Genomic DNA, 23,492 nt, shown 5'->3' with positions numbered 1-23,492 from the left:
ACAGGACACTGGTGCCCTCTGCCGGAGAACCGACCATGAAATGGCTTGCCCCGCTCCTGTGTCTCTGCCTGCTGACTGCCTGCTCCGGCAAGGCGCCCGCTCCCGCCGCTCAGCCTGCCGCTGCCAGCACCGCGCGCGTGGCCACGCCCTGGGATGACCTGAAGAAGGACGAACAGCGCGCTCGCGACGTACAGAAAGTGGTCAATCAACAGGCCGAGAAGCAGCGTGAGCAGGTCGAGGCTGCCAACCAGTGACTTGTCTGCCTTTGCCAATGGACGTCTAAACGGGCATCTTGCATCGTCATGAACTCGCCCATCCTTCACTCCGATACCGTCACCCCGCTGCTGGAGATCGACGACGCCAGCGTGATGCGCGGAGATCGCTTGATCCTCGATCACCTCAAGCTGCGCATCGGCCTCGGGGAGCACACTGCGATCCTCGGCGCCAATGGTGCGGGCAAGTCCACGCTGGTGCGGCTAATCACGCGTGAGCTGTATCCGCTGGCACGCAACGATGGTCAGGCGTCCATCCGCGTGTTTGGTCGCGACCGCTGGCATGTGTCGGAGCTGCGCAGCCTGCTGGGCATCGTATCGCCCTCACTGCAGGACGACTGCACCAGCGACGCTACCTTGGAGGTCGCCGAAGCTGTGCTCTCCAGCTTCTTCGCCGCACGCCGCCTGGGGTTGGATCACCGCGTTACCGGCGCCATGCGCCGTCACGCGGACGACGCGTTGGCCCAGGCAGGTGCCACGCACCTGCTGGGTCGCTCCATGGCCAGCCTATCCACCGGCGAAGCGCGCCGCGTGCTGATCGCACGCGCACTGGTGCATCGCCCGCGTGCCTTGCTGCTGGATGAGCCATGCGCCGGACTGGACATAGGCAGCCGCCGGCGCTTTCTGGAAAGCCTGCGCGGGCTCGCACAGGGCGGCACCACCTTGCTGCTGGTGACTCACCATATCGAGGAAATACTGCCGGAGATCGGCCAGGTCGTGCTGCTGCGTGAGGGTCGCCTGCTGCACCAAGGCCCCAAAGCCCAGGCGCTCACCGATGCCCTGCTGAGCGAAACCTTCGGCCTGCCGGTGCAAGTACAACGTCACGGCGACTATTACGACGCCGCCATCGCCGGCTGAACCTCGCGACGCCAACAAAAAGGCCCCGGCAATCACCGGGGCCTTTTTGCATCACGGCAACCGCTCAGCGGGGCGAACAGAAGCAATAAGCGTAGACGTTCGGCCGACCTGACTGCGCCGTGCGCAACAGCTTCAGCTCCGGCGCCATGCTGTCGATCTGCGCCACCCAGGCCGGCAAGTGCATGCCATAGGATTGCGCCACCCGCACCATGGCGCTCTCGTTGAGGCCGACCAGGAACTGCTCGAAGCCACCCAGGGGCTCCTCCACATAGCGCACCGGATAGGTCTTGCCGAGCTTGGCGCGATTGGCCGCTTCCGCCACCGCCTCGCCAAGGCCTCCCAGCTGATCCACCAAGCCACGATCCAGCGCCTGCTGACCGGTCCACACACGCCCCTGTGCGATGGTATCGATGGCGTCGTAAGGCTTGCCGCGTGCCTTGGCCACCTGGCCCACGAAATCGTGGTAGCCCTTGTCGATGGTCGCCTGGATCACGCTACCCACGCGCGGATCGAGCGGACGGGTGATGTCGAAGGCGCCGGCCAATGGGCTGGTGCCCACGCCGTCACTCTTCACGCCCAGCTTGTCCAGCGTGCCCGGCACGGTGAGCACCATGCCAAAGATGCCGATGGAGCCGGTGATGGTGTTGGGCTCGGCATAGATGCGATCGGCGTTCATGGAGATCCAGTAGCCGCCGCTGGCCGCCACGTTACCCATGGACACGATCACTGGAATACCGGCCTCGCGGGTGAGTGCCACCTCGCGGCGAATCTGCTCGGCGGCATATACCTCACCGCCCGGCGAGTTCACGCGCAGCACCAGCGCCTTGGTGCGCTTGTCTTCGCGCGCTGCACGCACCAGCGCCGCCGTGGAATCGCCGCCCACCGTGCCCTGCGGCTGCTTGCCGCCGGAGATCTCACCCTCGGCCACCACCACGGCCACACCGGGATCAAAACCAGCACCCGGGTCGCTCAAGGTGTTCACGTAATGCTGCAACGACACCTGGCGGAAGCCTTCACCTTTCTTGCCGGCGGGCACGCCTTCCTTGCGCATCATCGCTTCGAGCTCGGCCGGTGTGGCCAACCCGTCGACCAAGTGCTGGTCCAGCGAAAGCTGCCCCAGGTCACCGCGTGCGCTGGCGATTTTCTCCGGCAGATTGTCGATGTCGCCACGCAGGGTGGTCGGGTCGAGCTTGCGCAGCTTAGCCAGCTCGTTGATGTAGGTATCCCACAGGCCGCCCATCCAGAAGCTGTCCGCTTCCTTCGCTTCGGGCGAGGCGTGGTCGAGGATGTACGGCTCGGCCGCGCTCTTGAACTGGCCCACGCGGAACAAATGCACGTCCACCCCGAGCTTGTCGAGGAGGTCCTTATAGAACAGGCGATAGTTGGCTAGGCCCGTGATCATCACTCCACCCAGCGGATCGACCAGGATGCGGTCGGCATGCGCGGCAAGGTAGTACTGGCCCTGGTCATAACTGGCCGACCACACAATGACCGGCTTGCCGGCGGCGCGGAAGCGATCCAACGCCGCACCCACTTCGCGCAGCGCGGCAAAACCGCCGCCCTGCATCTCGCCCGGCTCAAGCAGGATGCGGGTGATGCGGGTGTCCTTGGCCGCCGCGTCGATGGCTGCCACCAGGTCGCGCAACTGCACCTGCTTGGGTGCATTGCCCGCCAAACCCGCCAATGCCCGCTGCATGGGGTCGATGCTGTACTGCTCGACCAGCGCGCCCTTGGGCTGGATCACCAGCACGCTGTCGTTCTGCACCAGGCGATCGCCGCGACTACCGAAGTAGCCGCCCAGGAACACCAGGCCCAACACGAACAACAAGAGGAAAAAGACCAAGTTGATGATGACCAACCTGACCACATTGATGCCACGCCCGAGGACGCGGAGAAAAGCCCAGAAACCGTTAGGGCGACGGTCCGTCATGCGAAATTTCCTCTGGATGCCGACCACAGCGTAGCCGGTCGGACGATGAAGGTCATGTGGCAAAACGGCAGGGTGCGCTGACAGCGCAGCACCTCAACCGGGCCGCCTCAAACGTGCCTGCGCCAGCGTTCGGCGAAGGCGTTGCGCCAGAAACGAGTGAACAACAGCAGCGCTGCCATGCTGAGGCCGGCAATCAGGCCTACCCACATGCCACGGGCACCCATGCCATGGCGGAATGCCAGCCACCAGCCCACCGGCATGCCCACGCCCCAGTAGGCGAACAGGGTGATCACCATCGGCACCCGGGTGTCCTTGAGGCCGCGCAGGGCACCGTTGGAAGTGACCTGGATGCCATCGGAAAACTGGAACAGGCCCGCCAGCAGCATCAATTGCGCCGCCAGCGCGATCACCGCGGTGTCATGCGTATACATGCGCGCCAGCACGTGCGGCATGCCCAGCATCACGGAGGACGACACCGTTTGGATGCACAGGGCCAAGGCGATGCCGCAGAAGCCGGCATATCGCACGCCACGCGCATCGCCGCGGCCCACCGCGTTGCCCACACGCACGGTAATGGCCATGGACATGCCCAGCGGAATCATGAAAGCCACCGTGGCCACGCTCAGCGCTACCTGGTGACTAGCCACCACCGTCTCGCCCAGGGTCGCGATCACCAGGGCCACCGCCACGAACAAACCACCCTCGGCCAGCAAGGTCACTGCCATCGGGCCGCCGATCTTGAGCAGGTCCAGGATCATGCGAGGCTTGGGCCAGGCCAGGCCCTCGCGCAGGCCCAGGTCGCGATAGGCCGGATGCTTGGCCACGTACCACGCAAAGCCGAGCATCTCCAGCCACAACACGATCGCCGTGGCGATGCCGCTGCCCAGCGAACCCAATGCCGGCAGACCGAACTTGCCGTACATCAGCACGTAGCCCAGCGGCGCCAGCACCAGCAGGCCACCGAAACTGAAATACATGGACGGGCGCGTCATCGACAGGCCTTCGGAAAGCCCGCGCAAAGCGAAATAGCTGGTCAGCGCCGGGGCGGCCCAACTAATGGCGTGCAGGAAGTGCATCACGTCGGTGCGCAACGTGGGCACCACACCGATCCAGTCGAGCATGGGCGTGGCATGGCGCACCAGGAACCACATCACCAGCCCCATGGCCCAGGCCAGCCACAGTGCCTGCACGAACACGGCGCCCACTTCGTGGCGGCGCTGCGCACCGTCCAGTTGAGCCACCGACGGCGGCACGGCCATCATCATGCCCAGACCACTTACCAGGGCCAGGGCCCAGATGCTCACGGCCGTCGTCACCGCCGCCTGCACGTGAGCACTCAAGTGACCGGCCAACACGGCATCGACAAAGTTGGGGCCCACGGCAGCCAGTTGTGCGGCAATCAAAGGCAAGGCAAGGCGCACCGTGGCGCTGACCTCGTGCGCCACCCTGGCGCGATCGGGGCGGAAATACGACATATGGGGACTCCTGTCCGCAACATTCTACAGGAGCGGGCCAACGGCACCGGTCGAACCGGCACGCAGTAGCTGCCTCCGTCATCGGCTTATGCCAAGATCGCGGGCTGATCGACTCGGGGGAGGACGCATGAAGAAGGATTTGGTGTCGTTCGAGGGCGTGCACTGCGCCAACTGCAGTGCACCGATGCAAGGGGAGTTCTGCCATGAGTGCGGGCAGTCCATCCACACCGTGCTGCGCCCGATGCATCACATGGTGGAGGACACCTTGGACATGGTGCTGCACGTGGACGGCCGCATCGTCCAGACGCTACCGCCGCTGTTCTATCGCCCAGGCTTCCTTACCCTGGAATACTTCTCCGGGCGCCGCCAGCGCTATGTGGCGCCGTTCCGCCTGATGTTCGTGTTGTGCCTGCTGGCCTTCTTCGTATGCCACCTGGCGATGGATGGCGTGCATTTCAGCGACGCCTCGGTGGAAGCCAGCGCCGGTACTGGCGACTTCGCCAAGGACCTCACCCCCGACGCCGTGCGCAACCATTTCGAGGAAAAGCGCAAGGAAATCACCACGGGCAACGGCGCCGAGGAGCATGGGCACAAGGCCCAACGTCGGTCGCTGAGCACCGAACGCGATCACGCCAATCACCGCCTCGCTCAGTTGGGCGCGCTCCCGATTCCCAGCACGAGTGTGGACGGCTGGAATGGCGAGTCCAGACAGGTCCACCTGAGGTGGCTGCCCGACAGCATCAACGAACGCATCAACCGCTCGCTGTTGCATGCCGCCAGCAACGTGAAGGAGCTTTCCTCCGGCGGCGAGGCCAGCGTAGAGGCGCAGGAACGCGTGATGACGGGCGTGTTCGCGGTGCTCCCGCAGACCATGTTCATCGTGATGCCGCTGTTCGCCCTGCTGCTCAAGCTGGTGTTCGTGTTCAAGCGCCGCCTGTACATGGAGCACCTGATCGTGGCGCTGCACAGCCACGCCTTCATGTTCCTAGTGCTCTTGCTAGGGCTGCTGCTGGGCATGCTGCGTAGCTGGCTGCTTCCACACGCGGCCTGGACGAGCACGCCGCTTCTCGTGGCTCTCTGGGCGCTGGGCCTTTGGATACCGATCTACCTGCTGCTGATGCAAAAGCGGGTCTATCGGCAGGGATGGTTCATGACCACGGTGAAGTACCTTTTCGTGGGCTGGTGCTACATGTGGTTGATGAGCATTGCGCTCGGCATGGCGGTCCTGCTGGGCATGGCGCACTGAGCACCGCGTATCGGCACACTTCTGTGACACAGCGCACACAAAGAACCCGTACTTCCCTTGGGTTTGATGAGCGCTCCAGGGTTCGTCCGAGGGTTTTGCACAGCGTCATGAGGCTGTCAAGGCAAGACCCATGCCTATGGCAATTGTATGAACACCAGCCGAGTAAAATTTTTAAGTAGCTGATTTAATTGCCTATTTCACCCTGGTTAAAACTTGCGCAGCGCGTCCCCAGGGCCGTTTTCATGCGCCCTGGGGGCCTCCCTCAACGGGGCATCCACAGACTTATCCACAACTCCTGTGGATAACCTGAAAAGCCCCCTGCCGATAGTCACTTAGACCCGGTTTCTCAATGGCAGGGGAACAACCCCACGCAAGCCTGTGCACCCAGACCGTTCGCCCCCGAATGTGCGGGTTCCGGGGCCATCGACCCGGTTCGCAGCGGGCCGGTTACACTGGACCGCCACGAGGTCTTCATGCCCGCCGTCCTACGCGTCGCCCTTCCGGTTCCTCTGCCGACCCTGTTCGACTACCTGCCGCCGCCCGAGGGCATGGCGCCGCCGGGCAGTCGCGTGTTGGTGCCGTTCGGCAAGGGCAAGGCGGTAGGCGTGGTGGTGGAATCCGGGGTGGAGACCGCCGTGGGCAACGGCCGGCTCAAGGCCGCCCTGCGTATGCTGGACAACGCGCCCCTGCTCGATGCCGAGCTGATGGCCACCCTGGCCCGTGCCGCCGACTACTGGCTCGGCGCCCCCGGCGAGGCCTATGCCAACGCCCTGCCGCTGGCGCTGCGCGAAGACCGCCCCCTGCCCGACCCGCGCGAGGAAGCCTGGTCGCTCACCGACGCCGGCCGCAGCGCGCTGGCGGCCGGGAGCCGGCGCGGCGGCAGCCGGGCCTTGCTGGAAGCGCTGTCGCGCGGGCCGCAAACGGCCGAGCTATTACATGAATTACTGCCGGGCTGGCGCGACGCCGCGCGCCGCCTGGATGAGGCCGGCCTGATCGCCCGCTGCGAACGGGAGGCGGCTGCCCCTGCGCCCATCACCCACGCCCCCGCGCTGAGCGAGGAACAGCAGCAAGCCGTGCAGGTCATGAGCGAAGCGCTGGGCAGCTTCCAGCCCTTTCTGCTCGACGGCGTCACCGGCAGCGGCAAGACCGAGGTGTACCTGGCGCTGATCGAACAGGTCATCGCCCAGGGCAAGCAGGCGCTGCTGCTGGTGCCGGAAATCGGCCTGGCACCGCAGACGGTGCGTCGACTGCGTGACCGCCTGGGCGTACCGGTACAAGTGCTGCATTCCAATCTTGCCGAAGGCGATCGCGCACGCGCGTGGCTGCGTGCGCGCAGCGGCGAGGCCAAGGTCATCCTGGGTACGCGTTCGGCGGTGTTCACGCCCTTGCCGCACGCCGGCCTGATCGTGGTGGATGAAGAACACGACAGCGCATACAAGCAGCAGGAGGGCTTTCGCTACCACGCCCGCGATCTCGCCCTGCTGCGCGGCCGCGCGCTGGGCGTGCCCGTGGTGCTGGGCTCGGCCACGCCCTCGCTGGAAACGCTGGCCAATGTGCAGGCCGGCCGTTATCGCGCGCTGCACCTGCGTGCACGCCCGGGCGCCATTCGCGCGCCACAGGTGCAGATCGTGGACATGCGCGCGCAACGCCTCGACCACGGGCTCTCGCCAGCCTTGCTGGCCGCGGTCGGCGACACCGTGGCGCGGGGCGAACAGGTGCTGGTGTTTCGCAACCGGCGTGGCTATGCACCCGTATTGCTCTGCTACAGCTGCGGCTGGCATGCCGAATGCCCGCGCTGCGAACATCCGATGACCTTGCATGCCGGTCGTCGTCAGCTCATTTGCCATCACTGCGATTACCGTGCGCGCGTGCCGCAGGAATGTCCCGCGTGCGCCGCGCCCAACCTCAAGCCGCAGGGCCAGGGCACCGAGCGGCTGGAAGAGGCACTGGCCGCCCATTTCCCTGACGTGCCGGTGTTGCGCATCGATCGCGAAACCACGCGCCGGCGCGACGCCTTTGAGGAACTGCTGGAAGGCCTGCACCAGGATCGCCCCGCCATCCTCGTCGGCACACAGATGCTCGCAAAGGGGCACGACCTGCCCAACCTCACCCTGGTCGCCATCGTAGGCGTGGACGAAGGTCTGCACAGCGTGGACTTCCGCGCGAGCGAACGCCTCGCCCAACTCGTGGTGCAGGTAGCCGGTCGCGCCGGGCGCGCGGCCAAGCCGGGCCGCGTGCTGCTGCAAACGCATCACCCCGAACACCCGCTGCTGCGCCAGCTGCTGGCGCAGGGCTACGGCGCCGCCGCGCAGACCTTGCTGGAAGAACGCCGCAGCGTGGAACTGCCGCCCTTCGGCCATCAGGTACTGCTGCGCGCCGACGCGCATCAACGCGAACACGTGGACGCGTTTCTGCACGAGGCACGCGCGGCGCTCGCCGATGCGCCTTTGCAGATCGCCGGCCCGATGCCCGCCCCCATGCCGCTGCGCGCCGGGCGCCATCGCGGCCAACTACTAATCGAGGCCAGTACGCGCAGCGCGCTGCATCAGGCGCTGCGCCCCTGGTATCGCACACTCGCAGCGCAGCCGACGGCGCGCCGGGTGCGCTGGTCGCTCGACGTCGATCCCATCGACCTTTACTGACGGGACAGCGGCGATGACGACACCTCCAACGATTTTCATTCGAACGAGGTAAGCCATGGATAGTCATCACGCTCGATCGCCTCAACTCCCCCACGTCGTGATTCTCGGCGGCGGCTTCGGCGGCCTCGCCGTCGCCCGCGGCCTCGCCGATTCGCCGGTGCGCGTTACCGTGGTGGATCGCCGCAACCACCACCTGTTCCAGCCGCTGCTGTACCAGGTGGCCACAGCGGGCCTTTCGGCCCCCTCCATCGCCGCACCGCTGCGACAGATCCTGCGCAAGCAAACCAATGCCACCGTGCTGATGGACGAAGCCCTCGGCTTCGACCTGGCCCAACGACGCGTGCAACTGGCGCAAGGCGAACTCGACTACGACGTGCTGGTGGTCGCCACCGGCGCCACGCACGCCTACTTCGGCCATGACGAATGGGCACGCTATGCGCCGGGCCTGAAGACGCTGGACGACGCCTTCACCATCCGCCGCCGCGTATTGCTCGCCTTCGAGCGTGCCGAGCGCGAGGACGATCCCGCCAAGCGTCAGGCCTGGCTCAACTTCGTGGTGGTAGGTGGCGGCGCCACCGGCGTGGAATTGGCCGGCACGTTGGCAGAAATCGCCCGCCACACTTTGCCACGCGAGTTCCGCCGCGCCGACCCGCGCAAGGCGAACGTGCTGTTGGTGGAAGCCGGCCCGCGCCTGTTGCCCGCCTTCGATCCCAGCCTGTCCGACAAGGCTCGCCATCAGCTGGAAAAACTCGGCGTGGAGGTGCGCCTGGGCACGCCAGTCACCGCCATTGGCGAGCAAGGCGTCACGCTGGGTGAAACGCCCTACCCCGCGCGCACCGTGCTATGGGGCGCCGGCGTGGCCGCCTCGCCACTGGGCAAGTTGCTGGGCGCCCCGGTGGATCGCGCCGGGCGAGTGCAGGTGACGCCCGAACTGAGCCTGCCCGGGCACCCGGAGGTCTTCGTCATCGGCGACCTTGCCAGCGTCACCCAGGCCGATGGCAAGCCGGTGCCTGGCGTCGCCCCGGCGGCCAAGCAGATGGGTCGCTACGTCGCCTTGTTGCTCAAGGCGCGTTGGCGCGGCGCAAGCCTGCCGCCGTTCCGCTACCGCGACGACGGCGCGCTTGCCACCATCGGCCGCATGGCGGCCGTGGCCCAGTTCGGGCGGATCAAACTGTCGGGGCTGCTGGCCTGGTGGGTCTGGCTGATCGCCCACATCGCTTTCCTCATCGGCTTTCGCAACCGTCTCGTGGTGATGCTGGACTGGGCCTGGGCCTATTGGACCTACCAGCGCCACGCCCGCATCGTCACCGGCAGCGACGCCCCCAACGCCAGCGCTTTGCCGCCGGAGGCCGAGCATGGACAATAGTCTTTTCGCCTTACCGGAAATTGCCGTGTCTTCCCAACTCGAACAGCTCCGCCAATACACCACCGTGGTCGCCGACACTGGTGACATCGAAGCGATTGCTCGCTATCGCCCGGTGGACGCCACCACCAACCCCTCGCTGCTGCTCAAGGCGACCGAGCTGCCCGCCTATGCGCCGCTGATCGACGAGGCGGTGAGCTGGGCCAAGGGCAGGAGCGCCTCGCGCGAACAGCAGTTGGTGGATGCCAGCGACCACCTCGCCGTGGCCGTGGGCCGCAAGATCATCGAACTGGTGCCTGGCCGCGTGTCCACGGAAGTGGATGCGCGCCTGTCCTTCGATACCAGCGCCACCATCGCCAAGGCCGAGCGCCTGGTCGAGCTGTATGAGCAGGCGGGCGTGTCGCGCGATCGCATCCTCATCAAGGTGGCCTCCACCTGGGAAGGCATCCGCGCCGCCGAGCTGCTGGAAAAGCGTGGCATCCAGTGCAACCTGACCCTGCTGTTCTCCTTCGAGCAGGCCGTGGCCTGCGCCGAAGCCGGCGTGTTCCTGATCTCGCCGTTCGTCGGCCGCATCATGGACTGGTATGTAGCCAACACCGCCACCAAGAGCTACGCGCCGGACGAAGACCCGGGCGTGAAGTCGGTGCGTCGCATCTACGCCTGGTACAAGCAGCACGGCTTCGACACCGTGGTGATGGGCGCAAGCTTCCGCAACATCGGCCAGATCCAGGCCCTGGCCGGTTGCGATCGCCTCACCATCAGCCCGGACCTGCTGGAGAAGCTGGAGCAGGACACCTCGCCGCTGCCGCGCGCACTCAGCGACAACGGCGCGCGCGAAGCACGCGTGGCGCCGATCAGCGAAGCCGCGTTCCGCTGGGGCCACAACGAAGACGCCATGGCCACCGACAAGCTGGCCGATGGCATTCGCAAGTTCGCCGTGGACCAGCGCAAGCTGGAAACGCTGCTCGCCGCCAAGCTGTAAGCGCGGCGGAAACGACGATCCCGGCCGCAGCCGGGATCGTATCGTTGCCTTCGTTGTTCATCGCACCACCACGCCTCGGCGCTCACGCGCCGGGGCGTTTTACTTCATGCCCTGTGCCTTAGCTTCCTGCGCCAGGTGCGCGGGCGCGATGTCGTCGCTCGACCACCCGCCGCCCAGCGCACGCACCAAGCCCACGCTGGCACGCAGCTGATTGGTCTGCAGGCCGAGCAAAGTGAGGTGCGCGTCGAGCGAGGCGACCTGCGCGGTCACCACGTCGAGATAGCTGTTGGCGCCTTGCTTGTAGAGCGCCATGGAGAGCTTGAGCGTGCGATCCGCGGCGGCGGTGGCTTCCTGCTGGTCCACCAGCGCGGCGCCGAAGTTCTTCAATTGCGACTGGTTGTCCTCCACCTGCTGGAACGCGGTGAGCACGGTGCTGCGATAGTGCCCGCTGGCCTCGTCGAATGCGGCGTGCGCCGAAGCCACCTGCGCGCGGCGACGGCCGCCGTCAAACACGCTCATCAACAGGCTCGGCCCCACCGCCCACAACTCGCTGGGCGCATCGAGCAGCTTGCCCCAGGCACCGCTGGAGAAGCCGCCACCCGCGCTCAATGTCAGTGAGGGGAAGAACGCCGAACGCGCCACGCCGATCTGCGCATTCGCTTCTGCGGTGCGTCGCTCGGCCGCGGCAATGTCGGGGCGGCGCTGCAACAGCGTTGAGGGCAGCCCCACCGGAATGACCGGTAGATTGGGCAGATCGGTCTTGGCATCAAGCGTAAAGCTCGACGCCGGCTGCCCCACCAGCACGGCGATGGCGTGTTGCAGCATGTCGCGCTGCGCCTTGGTCTGCGACAGTTGCGAGCGCGTGGACGACAGCTGCGTCTGCGCACGATCCACATCCAGGCCGGATACCGCACCACCCGCCTGCAACGTCTTGGTGAGCTGCAGGGCGCGCTCGTAGGCATCCACGCTTTTCTGCAGCAGATCGATCTGGCGATCCAGCCCAACCAGCACGAGGTAGCTGTCGGCCAGCGAGGCTTCCAGGCTCAGGCGCACCGAGGCCAGATCGGCCGCCGACGCCTGCACCGACGCCCGCCCAGCCGCGACGTTGTCGTGCACGCGGCCCCACAGGTCCACCTCGTAGGTCGCCTGCCCGGTAAGCGAATACTGGTTGTAGTACTCCGGTGAGGTTGCGCCGTGCAGCGGTGCGTTGAGCGACTGTCGGTTGCGTTGCGCACCAGCACCCAGCGACACCTGCGGAAACAGATCGGCGCGCACCTGCGCGAGGTAATCGCGCGATTGCTGGTAGCTCGCCAGCGCGGCGGCAAGATCCGCGTTGTGCGCCAGCAACTGCTGTTCCAGGTCGTCCAGGCGTGCGTCGCCGTACAGCGCCCACCAGCCTTCGCGGGGCAACTGGTCGGCCGGCGCGGCCGTGGTCCACGGGCCGGCATCCTGATAACTCGGCGCCACCGGCGCCTGCGGCGTCTGGTACGTGGGCGCCATCGAGCAGGCGCCCAGCGCCAGCGTCGAGGCGATCATGAGTGCGAGCGTCTTAGGCTTTCTCATGGGACTTCGCCGCCGGCTGCGGATTCTTGGCAATGCGTACCGGGTCGCCGCTGGCCAGGCCATCGGGCGGGTTCACGATCACGCGGTCGCTGCTGCTCAGGCCCGAGCCCAGTTCGACGGTCTTGCCGTAGTCACGGCGAATGGTCACCGTCTTGAACTGCACGTGGTCATCCGCGTCCAGCGTCGCCACACGCAGGCCCTTGTCGTCGAAGATCAGCGCTTCGGCCGGCACGCGCACGCCTTCGGTATTGCCGGCGAGGTTGAAGCGCACGCTGGCATAGCTGCTGGGCAGCAGACGGCCATCGGGGTTGTCCACCACCAGCTGTACCAGCGTGGTGCCGGAGGTCGGCGTGATCGAGCGCGCGTCCGCTTCGACCTTGGCGGTGAAGCTCTTGCCCGGATACTCGGGCACGGTGAGCGTGGCTTCATCACCGCGATGAATATTGGGCGCATACACCTGCGGCACGCGCACATAAACGCGCAGCTTGCTGGTATCGGCCACGGCGAACATCGGCGCGCCATTGCTGTCGGCGGTCACCAAGGCACCCACGTCGGTGTTGCGCGCTGTCAGGCGACCGTCGAACGGTGCCACGATGCGCGCATACGACTTGAGCGCCTTCAGGCGATCCAGATTGGCCTGCGCCGCATTGGCTTGTGCCTGCTTGGCCGCGTAGTCACCGTTGTACTGGTCCACCGACTGCTGCGACACCGAATCGGGGTCGGTCGAGCGCAACACCTGCCAGCGCTTGGCCGTGGTGGCCGCGAGAGCCGCATTGGCGCGCGCGCTGGCCAGATCGGCCTGGGCCTGCAGCAATTGCTGGTCCAGATCCGGCGTATCGATGATGGCGAGCAGGTCGCCGGCCTTCACCGTGGCGCCGATGTCCTTGTTCCAGGACTTGAGGTAGCCGCTGGTGCGCGCGTAGATCGGTGCGTTGGTGAACGCATCCATCTGCGCCGGCAACTCCAGCGGCGCCTTGCCGTCGAGCGCTTCGGGATGCGACACGACCACCGAGGGAATGGCCTGCTCGTCGGTCCACTGGCGCAGGCTGCGCGCGTCGGACAGACGCACGCCGACGCCGATCACCACGATCGAACCGAACAGGACGGCGCCAATGACGGCGGCCAGACGCAGGCGACGCGGCGACAGCGACGTCTCCGGAAGCGGGGTGAGATGCTCAGACATGGACAGGCTCTCCGGCAGTGACGGCCGAATCAGACGCGCGGCCACGCCGCGCATGCACGATGGAAAAAACGACGGGAACGAAGATAAGCGTGGCGGTGGTGGCAAACAGCAGGCCACCGATGACCGCACGACCCAGCGGCGCGTTCTGTTCGCCGCCATCGCCCAGGCCAAGCGCCATCGGCACCATGCCGATGATCATGGCCAGCGCGGTCATCAGCACCGGGCGGAAGCGCACGAATCCGGCTTCGCGCGCGGCGAGCGTGGCATCACCATGGGCTTGCAGGCGTTCGCGACAGAAGCTCACCACCAGCACCGAGTTGGCGGTCGCCACACCCATGCACATGATCGCACCGGTCAGCGCCGGCACCGACAAGGTGGTGCGGGTCACGAACAGCATCCACACGATGCCGGCCAGCGCGGCAGGCAATGCCGTGATGATCACAAACGGATCGCTCCACGACTGGAAGTTCACCACGATCAGCAGGTACACCAGCACGCCCGAACCCAGCAGGCCCAGCAACAGGCCGGTGTAGGCATCGTTCATGGTTTGTACCTGGCCCAGCAGCGCCACATTGGCACCCTTGGGCTTGGCCGAGGCGGTGTCCTTGAGCAGCTGCTGGATATCCGCGGCCACCGCGCCCAGGTCACGCCCCTGCGTGGTGGCGTAGATCTCCACCATCGACTGGATGTTGTACTGGCTCACCACGATGTTGCTGTGCGAACGCGTGATGTCCGCCAGCGCACCCAGCACCTGTGCGTTGCCGCCGCTCTTGGCGGTGATCGGCAGATTGTTGAGCGCAGCCAACGAATCGAGCTGGTACTGCGGCACCTGCGCCGAGATTGGATAGGTCACGCCGTTGTCGGGGTTGAGCCAGAACGTGGGCGACACCTGCGCCGTACCCGACAGGTCAGCCACCAGGCTGCTGGTGACGTCGCCTTCGGTCAGGCCAAGCAACTGCGCGCGCGTGCGGTCCACGTTGATGTGGAACGCTGGCTCCGCTTGCGACTGCTGGATGCGCGCATCCGCCACGCCAGGGATCTTGCGGATCTTGTTGAGCAGCAGGTTGGCGTAGTTGAAGTTCTGGCTCAGGTGGAAACCGCGGATCTGCAGATCGATCGGCGCGGGCGAACCGAAGTTGAGAATCTGGCTCACGATGTCCGCCGGCGGGAACGAGAACGTCGTACCGGGGAACAGACGCGGCAGCTTTTCGCGGAGCACGCGCACGTACTCCGCGCTGGGGCGATGACCTTCCTTCAGCGAGATCTGGATGTCGCCGTCCTGCTCGCCGATTTCGCCGGTGTTGTTGTAGATAGTGTTGATCGAGCTGCTGTACAGGCCGATGTTGTCCACCATCGCTTCCAGGTCCTGCGGCGGAATCACTCCGCGAATCGCTTTTTCGATGTCGGCAAATTCGGCGGCGGTGACTTCCACGCGCGTACCCACCGGCGCGCGGGCATGCACCAGGATCTGGCCGCCATCCACATCGGGGAAGAAGTTGCTGCCCAGGCCCGGCAGCAACGCGAACGACAGCAGCACGAAAGCCAGGAAGCCGATCACGAACACCTTGCGATGCGCCAGCGCCAGATCCAACAAGCCGCTGTAGCCGGCACGAATGCGCTCAAAGCGATCCACGAAGCCACGCTGGAAGCGGCCCAGCGCGGTGGTCGGCGGCGGCAGCGGCAGGTGCTGGCCGTGTTCGTCCGCGGTTTTTGGATGCGCGTGCAACAGGTACTTGGCCATGGTCAGCACCAAGGTACGCGACAGGATGAACGAGAAGATCATCGCGAAGATCACCGCTTCGGCCATTGGCACGAACAGGTAACGCGCAACGCCCGGCAGGAAAAACATCGGCACGAACACGATGCAGATGCACAGCAACGACACGAATGCCGGCACCACGATCTGGGCCGAGCCGTCGACGATGGCGGTGACCACGTCCTTGCCCTGCTCCAGGTGCCAGTTGATGTTCTCGATGGTCACCGTGGCTTCGTCCACCAGAATGCCCACCGCCAGCGCCAGGCCGCCCAGCGTCATGATGTTGAGCGTCTGGCCGATGGCCGACAGCGTGAACACCGAGCCCAGCACCGCCAGCGGGATCGAGGTGGTGATGATCAGCGTGGAGCGCCAGCTGCCCAGAAACAACAGGATCATCAAGCTGGTGAGCGCAGCGGCGATGATGCCTTCGCGCACCACGCCATTGATGGAGGCGCGTACGAACAGCGACTGGTCGCCGATGGGCGTCACCGAAAGCTCATCCGGCAGCGCTTCCTTCAAGCCACCGAGCTTTTCACGCACGCCGGCCACGATGGCCAGCGTGGAGGTGGAGCCGTTCTTGAGCACGGACAGCAGCGTCGAGCGCACGCCATCCACATGCACCACGTTAGTCTGCGGCGGGTTGCCGTCGCGCACATGCGCCACGTCGCGAATGTAGATGGTAGTGCCGTTGACGCTCTTGATCGGCAGGTCTTCCAGCTCCTGCAGATGGACGGCCGCGTTGTTCAGCTCCATCACGTATTCGTACTTGCCGATCTTCTGCGTGCCGATCGGGCTGATCTGCTGCTGCGCGGCCAGCGCGTTGGCGACGTCCTGCGCGGAGAGGCCGCGCGCCTGCAGCGCCGCCGGGTCTACGTCGAACTGAATCTGGCGTGTCTTGCCGCCGAACGGATACGGAATGGCCGCGCCCGGCACGGTCACCAGTTGCGGGCGCAGCTGATTCAGGCCAAGGTCGCTCAACTGCTGCTCGGAAAGACCCTTGCCCGACAGCGCCAGCTGCAGGATGGGCACCGTCGAGGCGTTGTAGTTCACGATCAGCGGCGGCGTGGCACCGGCCGGCATCTGCTTGAGCAGGGTCTGCGCAATCGCTGTCACCTGTGCGTTGGCAACGGCGATGTTCACGCCCGGCTGGAAGAAGATCTTGGTGATGCCCATGCCGTTGATTGATTCCGACTCGATGTGCTCGATGTCGTTGACCGTGGTGGTGAGCGTGCGCTCGAAGGGCGTGTTCATGCGTCCGGCCATTTGGTCGGGCGTCATGCCGGTGAACTGCCAGGACACGGCGATCACCGGAATGTTGATATCCGGGAATATGTCGGTCGGCGTTCGTATCGCCGACATCACGCCGGCGATAAGGATCAACAGCGCGAAAACAACAAAGGTATAGGGCCGCGTGAGCGCGATCCGGACGATGCCAAGCATGCGGGGGATTTCCGTGCGCGAAATGATGCGTCGCGACAAATTTTCGCATGGGCCTGATGCGCACAGATCACTTGTGCGCATGAAGATATTTTCATGTTACGGCCAACGCATCGCCAACCATCGCCTCATCAGACGCTTACACGATGGCGGGCGTGACTTCCGGCACGGTGCGCGACAGGCAGGTTCCCGGCTTTTCGCCGGGAGCCAGCGCATAGCAGTACAGGGTGAGACGCGCGCCGTTGCCGCCCGCCTCACCGATATCCAGCGCATAGCCATGCATCCGAACGATGGCACTGACGATGCTCAGGCCCAAACCCGAACCCGCCGTGGTGCGGCTGTTATCGCCACGGTAGAAGCGTCGTGTCACCGCATCGCGCTCATCCGAAGGAATGCCGGGTCCGCTGTCGATGATGTCCACGCGCGGGCCGCGCTTGTCCATGACAGCTCGCAGCGTCACCGCGCCACCGGGCGGCGTGAACTTGATCGCATTGCCCACCAGGTTCGCCAGCGCCTCGAACAATAAGTGCGCATCCGCGCGCACGGGCGACAGCGACTGCACCTCCAGCTCGAATGGCTGGCCGCGGTCTTCCGCCACGGGTGCGTAGAACTCGTGCACCTGACGCAGCACCTGCCCCACGTCCACCTCATCGAAGCAAGCCGCACGATGACGGTCTTCCAGCTCCGACACGCGCAGCAAGGCGCGGAAACGCTGTAGGACGGCGTCGATGTCGACCAGACAGGCCTCGACCAAGCCCGCCTCGGGCTGGCCTTCCAGTTGCTGCTGCGTGCGATACAGGCGAGCACGCAAGCGCGTGAGCGGCGTGCGCAGGTCGTGCGCAATGTTGTCGCACACACCCTTCACCTCGTTCATCAGGCGCTCGATCTCGCCCAGCATCGTGTTGACGATGCCCGCCAACTGGTCGAGCTCGTCACCGCGCCGGCTTACCGGCAGGCGTTTGGAAAGATCGCCCTGGCGAATCGGGTCGGTGGCCTCCTGGAGCGCGCGAATACGCTTCTCCGGGCCCCGCCGCAACAGGAACCCGCCCAGCAGACCGGGAATGATGGTGAGCGACACGCCCCACAACAGGGCACGCCGGATGATCGTACCGATGCCATCGATGGTGCTGGTGTCCTTGGCGATCACCAGGATGTCGCCATTGGGCAACGTGTTGGCGAGGCCACGCGCACGCACGCGCTCGGCGTCGCGATCCGGACGCGGCAAGCCATGCTGCAGCAAATGCACCTGGCCATCTCGCGGCAGCGAGCTGGGCAAGTGATCGATGTTGCCGGCCAACGGCTGGTGATCGCGATCGAACAAACCAACCGACATGATGCCGTGCGGATCGATGGCCGCCGCCGCATCCACCGTAGCAGGCAGGCGCTCGGGATCGGTCGACGCCATGTAGTGCATGCGCTGCACCAGCATCTGGTCAATGACCGTGTTGAGGTAACGGGTCGTTTCCCACTGGATCACGCCCACCAGCACGAAACCCCAGAAGGCGAACAACGAGCCGTAGATCAGGATCAATCGCGAAATGGCCGAATGCCAGGCGTTGGGACGCGCGTTCATGAGGTCACCGCCGTATCACGCACCGAGAGCATGTAACCGGTGCCGCGCACCGTATGGATCAAGGCGGCCTGCCCTGCTCCATCGATCTTGCGGCGCAGCCGTGCGATATGCACGTCGATCACGTTGGTGCCCGGGTCGAAATGAAAGCCCCACACCGTCTCGAAGATCATGCTGCGCGTGAGCACCTGTCCGCTGTTGCGCATGAGGAATTCCAGCAGGCGGTATTCGGTGGGCAGCAGGGTCAATGGCTGGCCCGCGCGATAGGCGACGTGACTGACCAGATCCAGCTCCAGATCGGCCACGCGCAGGCGTTGCGCCGCCTGCGGCTGACGTCGGCGCAGCAGCACTTCGGCGCGCGCGGCCATTTCGTCGGGCGCGAACGGTTTGGTGAGGTAATCATCGCCACCCGCACGCAAACCTCGCACGCGTTCGTCGACATCGCTGAGCGCACTGATCATCAGCACGGGCGTATCCACCTGGGCGCGGCGCAGCTCGGCGACCACGTCGATGCCGTCCAGGCCGGGCAGCATGCGATCCAGCGTGATCAGGTCGTAGTCGTGGCGCAGCGCCTGGGCCAGCCCCTCGCGCCCATCGCCCACCCACTCGGCCTGCAGATTGTGCACGCTAAGTTCGGCGACGATCTCGCGCGCCGTGGTTTCGTCGTCTTCGATCACCAACACTCGGGGCATGGCGGGAACGTCAGCAAGTCCGGTCCAAGGGAGCGGAGCCAGCCCTGGTTCCGCAGAAAACCAAACGGCCCCGTGAGGGGCCGTTGGGAGTTTACGCCGTTTGCATGAATCAGGCGGCGAAGAGGCTGCGCATCTTCTTCATCGCGTTGGCCTCGACCTGGCGGATGCGCTCGGCGGAGACGCCGTACTCATCGGCCAGATCCTGCAGCGTGGCCTTCTCTTCGTTGAGCCAGCGGCGCTGGATGATGTCGCGCGAACGCTCGTCCAGCTTCTCCAACGCACTCGACAAGGTATCGAGCTGGTTGTCGGCCTGGTCGGCGTCGGCCACGTTCTCGTACGGGTCCGCACCCTCGTCGATCAGGAAGGCTTCCGGCGCCGGCTTGGCGTCTTCGTCCGCATCGGCCGGAGCTTCAAAGCCGATGTCGCGACCGGACAGGCGCGATTCCATCTCGCGCACGGTGGCCTCCGGCACGCCCAGATCCTGGGCGACGGTGCGCACCTCCTCGGCATTCATCCAACCCAGGCGCTTCTTGCTCTTGCGCAGGTTGAAGAACAGCTTGCGCTGCGCCTTGGTCGTGGCGACCTTGACGATGCGCCAGTTGCGCAGGATGAACTCGTGCATTTCCGCACGAATCCAGTGCACGGCGAAGCTCACCAGACGCACGCCCTGGTCGGGGTCGAAGCGCTTGACGGCCTTCATCAGGCCGATGTTGCCTTCCTGGATCAGGTCGGCCATCTGCAGGCCGTAGCCGCTGTAGCCGCGCGCCACGTGCACCACGAAACGCAGGTGCGACATCACCAACTGGCGGGCGGAGGCCAGGTCGGCATCTTCGTTGTAGCGGCGCGACAGCGCCTGCTCCTCATCTTGGCTGAGCACCGGAATCCGATGGACCGCCGAGATATAGGCATCCAGACTGCCGACGACACTCGGCACCGGCATGTTGGCGGTCACCAAAGCTTGAGACATGTGTGGAACCTCCTGAATAGGGGATCAGCTTAGCACTCGGATAGTGAGAGTGCTAAAGGCACCAGCAAGTTCCGGCGCCTTTGATGAACTGAATAGTACAGGAATTTGAGTCACCCGTCCAGCGAGCGCCCCAGGGGAAGTGCCACTATGAGCTGGCAGCGGTTCAGCTCCCGTGAACGGCCTGTTCAACCGAGCTCGGCGCGCGGAGGCAGCGACCAGTCGATGGGCGCCAGCCCCCGGCTTTCCAGGTACTGGTTGGCCGCCGAAAAGTGCCCACAACCGATGAAACCGCGGTGTGCCGACAAAGGAGATGGGTGCACCGAGCGCAAAACGCAATGCCGGCGGCCATCGATAAGCTGGCCCTTACGCTGGGCGTAGGAGCCCCAGAGCATGAACACCAGACCCTCGCGCTCCCGATTCAGGGCGTCGATGGCGGCGTCGGTAAAGCCTTCCCAGCCCTTGCCCTGGTGGGAGGCGGCCAGCCCCTGTTGCACGGTGAGCACGGCGTTGAGCAGCAGCACGCCCCGATCGGCCCAGGGGGTGAGGCAACCATGGTCCGGCGCGGGGAAACCCAGGTCGCGGTGGATCTCCTTGAAGATGTTCTGCAGCGACGGCGGGGTGGGCACGCCGGGGCGCACGGAGAAGCACAGGCCGTGCGCCTGATTCGGGCCGTGGTAAGGGTCCTGACCCAGGATCACCACGCGCACGGCATCGAACGGGGTGTGGTCGAAGGCGGCGAAGATCTCCGGCCCCGGTGGGTAGATCACTTTGCCGGCCTGCTTTTCGGCGCGAAGGAAATCGGCGAGCGCCCGCATGTCAGGGCGCCCCAGGTAATCGCCGATGCGCGCCTTCCACGAGGGCTCCAGTTTGATGCGATCGTCGGTCATGCGGCTTCGTCGTGCGCACGCAGGTGCTGCGATACGCGCAGCTGGAACAAGAGCTTGGTCATCAACAGCTTTTCCTCGATGGGTTTCTCGACCAGGTCGTTGGCGCCCGCGCGCAGCAGGGCGGCCTGGTTGGCCGGGTTCTCGTCGCCGGTCATCACCAGCACCGGCAAGCGACCCTTGCCGTAGCCGTAATCGCGGCGGATGCGTTCGAGCAGATCGCCACCGGTGAGCTCACCCTTGAGGCTTACATCGGTGAGCACGATGTCCGCCCCCACCCGCCCCTGGTCACGTGCGGTATCCAGCAGCGCCAGCGCGTCTTCGGCGCTGATCACGTGGCGAACAGTCAGGCCATGCTTTTCCAGGATGCGACGCGTGGCGAGAGCGACCACGCGACTGTCCTCCACATAGAGCACTTCGCCTTCGGCGTGGTCCTGCGGGCGCACGTAGCCGCGTATGAACTCCGCCAACGCCTGGAAGCCCAGTGACTTGTCGAAGTAGTCAGTGACGTGTTCGCCGAGCGTGCGGTTATGCAGGCGATCGTCCACATCACCGGATACCACCACGATGGGCACGTACGCCTGGGCGGCGGACTCGCGCACGTGGCGGGCCAGCTCAAGGCCGTCCGCGTCAGGCAAGCGCAAGGCAATGGTGATGAAGTCGAAGGCGCCGCCTTCGAGCAACTCGCGCGCTTCGGCGGCGGTGCCGGCGCCTACGACTTCCGATTCGGGCAGCTCGCCCTTGAGAACGCGTGCGATGAGCTGGCGGACCACCTTGGAACCATCCACCACCAGCACCCGAGGCGCGGTTCCGATCACTCGACTGCTGAAGCTTCCACTCATCCCCTGTTTTCCACGTATTGGCCGGCGATCCCTGACGGCGCTTGTATAGACGCTAGCTCCCCGCGCCTTGAAGCCGATGTGCCCCCGTCACCCTCGCATGAGCCAGCCAGCGAGGGCGTGAGGCGCCGCACGATTCAGGCCGCCTTGCGTAACTGCCAGGCGCTGACCAGACGCGCCCCCAACCAGCCAAGCACCGCCGCTGCGACGGGCACGGCCGCCAGCAGCCACACGGGCAGCACGTCGATATGCAGCTTGCCTGCATACACCTGGCCCAGGCGAGCTACCGGGTCGGCCAGCGCCAACTCCACCAGCACAGCGAAACCCGCGGCCAGCACGCCACTGAAGAGGCCATACCAAATGCCGGCATAGAGATAGGGGCGACGCACGAATGCGCGGCTGGCACCCACCAACATGAGCACGCCGATTTCCTCGCTGCGGCTGGCGATGTCCACGCGCACGGTGTTACCGACCACCAGCAGTACGGCCACGCCAAGCAGACCGGCAAGAATCAGCACCGCGCGCTGGCCTACCCCGAGCAGGGCCTCCAGACGCTGACGCCAACTGCCGGCGTCCTGCACCTGATCCACACCTTTCATGTCCCGCATGTCGCTCACCAGGCGATCCACACCGTCGGCGCTGGCATCCGGCTTGGGCAGCACTTCGAGCACGAACGGCAACGGGTTGGCGTCCAGCGCGTGCAAGGCCCCGGTGAAGCCCTGCATCTTGGCCAACTCGTCCATACCCTGGTCGGGCGTCTTAACCGTTACCGCAGCCACTTCTGGGCGCTCGCGCAACTGTTTGGCGGCGAGATCGGCAGCGGCGGCGCTCTGGCCCGGCTGCAGAAATACGCTGATGGTCTGGTTCTGACCCAGCGCCTCGCCCATCTTCTGCAGGTTGCCCAGCAGCAGATAGAAGGTGAGCGGCAAGGCCAGCGCGATAGCCATGACGGCTACCGTAAGCAAGGTGCCAATGGGGCGCGACATCAGGCGGCGCAGGCTGGCTGCAGCACTCCAGCCGTGGTGCTCGCGCCAGCTCGCCACCGGCCTGGCCTTCGTGCGGATGCCGCGCGATTGGTCGGAGAGCAGCGGGCTCTCCATCGGGAATTCGGGCTGGGTAGTCACAGCACCTCCTGGGCGGCCACGTCGGCGACAAGGCGACCGTGGTCGAGCACGATCACGCGCTTTTTCATGCGCTTGATCAGCGGCAAGTCATGACTGGCGACCAACACCGTGGTGCCCACGCCCTGAAACTCGGCGAATAGGCTCATGATCTCCACCGCCAAGGTGGGATCGAGATTGCCGGTCGGTTCGTCCGCAATCAGCAGCGTTGGCTTGGCGACGATGGCGCGGGCGATGCCCACGCGCTGTTGTTCGCCGGCGGAGAGTGTGGCGGGCAACTGGCGCTCGTAGGCCAACAGGCCCACCTTTTCCAGCGCGGCGCGCACACGCTTGGCGCGCTCGGCAGGCGCCATGCCGCCGATCATCAACGGCAGTTCAACGTTGGCGAATACGGTGCGGTCCATCAGCAGGCGGTGATCCTGAAACACCATGCCCACGCGACGGCGCAGCTTGGGAATGCCCGCGCGACTTACCTTGGCCAGGTTCTGCCCGTCCAACGTGACAACACCGTGCGACGGGCGCTCGATCAAGCCCAGTAGTTTGAGCAGGGTGCTCTTGCCGGCGCCGGAGTGGCCGGTGACAAAGGCCATCTCGCCCGCCGCCACTTCGAAGGAAAGTTGCGACAAGGCCTCATGGCCACCTTCATAGCGTTTGCTGACTTGGTCGAAGCGGATCACCGCGTGTCCCCGATCCCGGATGCCGACAAGGATAA

At 65.6% G+C, this 23,492-nt stretch carries 18 protein-coding genes; 6 read left to right on the top strand and 12 right to left on the bottom strand.

The genetic code is table 11. From position 1 onward, the window contains the following. Positions 1-35 precede the first annotated feature (35 nt). Positions 36-254 (top strand): hypothetical protein, encoded by a 219-nt coding sequence (locus tag AC3G2C_RS06660; RefSeq protein ID WP_488383846.1) that lies wholly within the window; start codon positions 36-38, stop codon positions 252-254. Between the two features lie 48 nt (positions 255-302). Further along, positions 303-1,130: an ABC transporter ATP-binding protein gene (locus AC3G2C_RS06655; protein WP_488383845.1), complete on the top strand. Its 828-nt coding sequence runs from the start codon at positions 303-305 to the stop codon at positions 1,128-1,130. A 64-nt stretch (positions 1,131-1,194) separates the two neighbouring features. On the opposite strand, the gene sppA is transcribed toward AC3G2C_RS06655, so the two are convergent. After that, complete coding sequence (gene sppA, locus AC3G2C_RS06650; protein ID WP_488383844.1) at positions 1,195-3,060, bottom strand: signal peptide peptidase SppA; 1,866 nt, start codon at positions 3,058-3,060, stop codon at positions 1,195-1,197. Between the two features lie 107 nt (positions 3,061-3,167). Beyond that, positions 3,168-4,535: an MATE family efflux transporter gene (locus AC3G2C_RS06645; protein ID WP_488383843.1), complete on the bottom strand. Its 1,368-nt coding sequence runs from the start codon at positions 4,533-4,535 to the stop codon at positions 3,168-3,170. A gap of 127 nt (positions 4,536-4,662) precedes the next feature. Between AC3G2C_RS06645 and AC3G2C_RS06640 the strand changes: the two genes are divergently transcribed. From AC3G2C_RS06640 to tal, 4 genes are all read left to right on the top strand, one after another. Next, on the top strand, positions 4,663-5,781 hold the full coding sequence (locus AC3G2C_RS06640; RefSeq protein ID WP_488383842.1) for a DUF3667 domain-containing protein: 1,119 nt from the start codon (positions 4,663-4,665) through the stop codon (positions 5,779-5,781). Positions 5,782-6,254: 473 nt separating this feature from the next. Further along, positions 6,255-8,423, top strand: a complete 2,169-nt coding sequence (locus AC3G2C_RS06635; protein WP_488383841.1) for a primosomal protein N' — start codon at positions 6,255-6,257, stop codon at positions 8,421-8,423. A gap of 55 nt (positions 8,424-8,478) precedes the next feature. Further along, positions 8,479-9,789 (top strand): NAD(P)/FAD-dependent oxidoreductase, encoded by a 1,311-nt coding sequence (locus AC3G2C_RS06630; RefSeq protein WP_488383840.1) that lies wholly within the window; start codon positions 8,479-8,481, stop codon positions 9,787-9,789. Further along, positions 9,779-10,768: a transaldolase gene (gene tal / locus AC3G2C_RS06625; protein ID WP_488383839.1), complete on the top strand. Its 990-nt coding sequence runs from the start codon at positions 9,779-9,781 to the stop codon at positions 10,766-10,768. The genes AC3G2C_RS06630 and tal overlap by 11 nt, the downstream gene beginning before the upstream one ends. A 99-nt stretch (positions 10,769-10,867) precedes the next feature. On the opposite strand, the gene AC3G2C_RS06620 is transcribed toward tal, so the two are convergent. The 10 genes from AC3G2C_RS06620 to ftsE form a co-directional block, all read right to left on the bottom strand. Continuing rightward, positions 10,868-12,331: an efflux transporter outer membrane subunit gene (locus AC3G2C_RS06620; RefSeq protein ID WP_488383838.1), complete on the bottom strand. Its 1,464-nt coding sequence runs from the start codon at positions 12,329-12,331 to the stop codon at positions 10,868-10,870. Beyond that, positions 12,318-13,514 carry an efflux RND transporter periplasmic adaptor subunit gene (locus tag AC3G2C_RS06615; protein ID WP_488383837.1) on the bottom strand — a complete coding sequence of 399 codons (1,197 nt, stop codon included), beginning with the start codon at positions 13,512-13,514 and terminating at the stop codon, positions 12,318-12,320. Before AC3G2C_RS06615 ends, AC3G2C_RS06620 begins: the two co-directional genes overlap by 14 nt. After that, on the bottom strand, positions 13,507-16,710 hold the full coding sequence (locus AC3G2C_RS06610; protein ID WP_488383836.1) for an efflux RND transporter permease subunit: 3,204 nt from the start codon (positions 16,708-16,710) through the stop codon (positions 13,507-13,509). Before AC3G2C_RS06610 ends, AC3G2C_RS06615 begins: the two co-directional genes overlap by 8 nt. A 136-nt stretch (positions 16,711-16,846) precedes the next feature. Beyond that, entirely contained in the window at positions 16,847-18,280 is a 1,434-nt protein-coding gene (locus tag AC3G2C_RS06605; protein ID WP_488383835.1) for a sensor histidine kinase, read from the bottom strand. Next, positions 18,277-18,969 (bottom strand): response regulator transcription factor, encoded by a 693-nt coding sequence (locus AC3G2C_RS06600; RefSeq protein ID WP_488383834.1) that lies wholly within the window; start codon positions 18,967-18,969, stop codon positions 18,277-18,279. The genes AC3G2C_RS06605 and AC3G2C_RS06600 overlap by 4 nt, the downstream gene beginning before the upstream one ends. Before the next feature lie 109 nt (positions 18,970-19,078). After that, a complete protein-coding gene (gene rpoH, locus AC3G2C_RS06595) occupies positions 19,079-19,936 on the bottom strand; it encodes an RNA polymerase sigma factor RpoH (RefSeq protein ID WP_488383833.1) in 858 nt (285 codons plus the stop codon). A 185-nt stretch (positions 19,937-20,121) separates the two neighbouring features. Beyond that, positions 20,122-20,823 (bottom strand): uracil-DNA glycosylase, encoded by a 702-nt coding sequence (gene ung / locus AC3G2C_RS06590; protein ID WP_488383832.1) that lies wholly within the window; start codon positions 20,821-20,823, stop codon positions 20,122-20,124. Further along, on the bottom strand, positions 20,820-21,662 hold the full coding sequence (locus AC3G2C_RS06585) for a response regulator (RefSeq protein ID WP_488383831.1): 843 nt from the start codon (positions 21,660-21,662) through the stop codon (positions 20,820-20,822). Before AC3G2C_RS06585 ends, ung begins: the two co-directional genes overlap by 4 nt. A gap of 134 nt (positions 21,663-21,796) precedes the next feature. Continuing rightward, complete coding sequence (ftsX, locus tag AC3G2C_RS06580) at positions 21,797-22,759, bottom strand: permease-like cell division protein FtsX (RefSeq protein WP_488384271.1); 963 nt, start codon at positions 22,757-22,759, stop codon at positions 21,797-21,799. 20 nt (positions 22,760-22,779) lie between these two features. After that, positions 22,780-23,457, bottom strand: a complete 678-nt coding sequence (gene ftsE, locus AC3G2C_RS06575; protein ID WP_488383830.1) for a cell division ATP-binding protein FtsE — start codon at positions 23,455-23,457, stop codon at positions 22,780-22,782. Positions 23,458-23,492: the final 35 nt, after the last annotated feature.

The sequence above is a fragment of the Frateuria sp. sgz306004 genome (assembly GCF_057750885.1).
The sequence above is the reverse complement of the archived record's forward strand: the minus strand, read 5'-3'. Positions and strand labels throughout refer to the sequence as shown.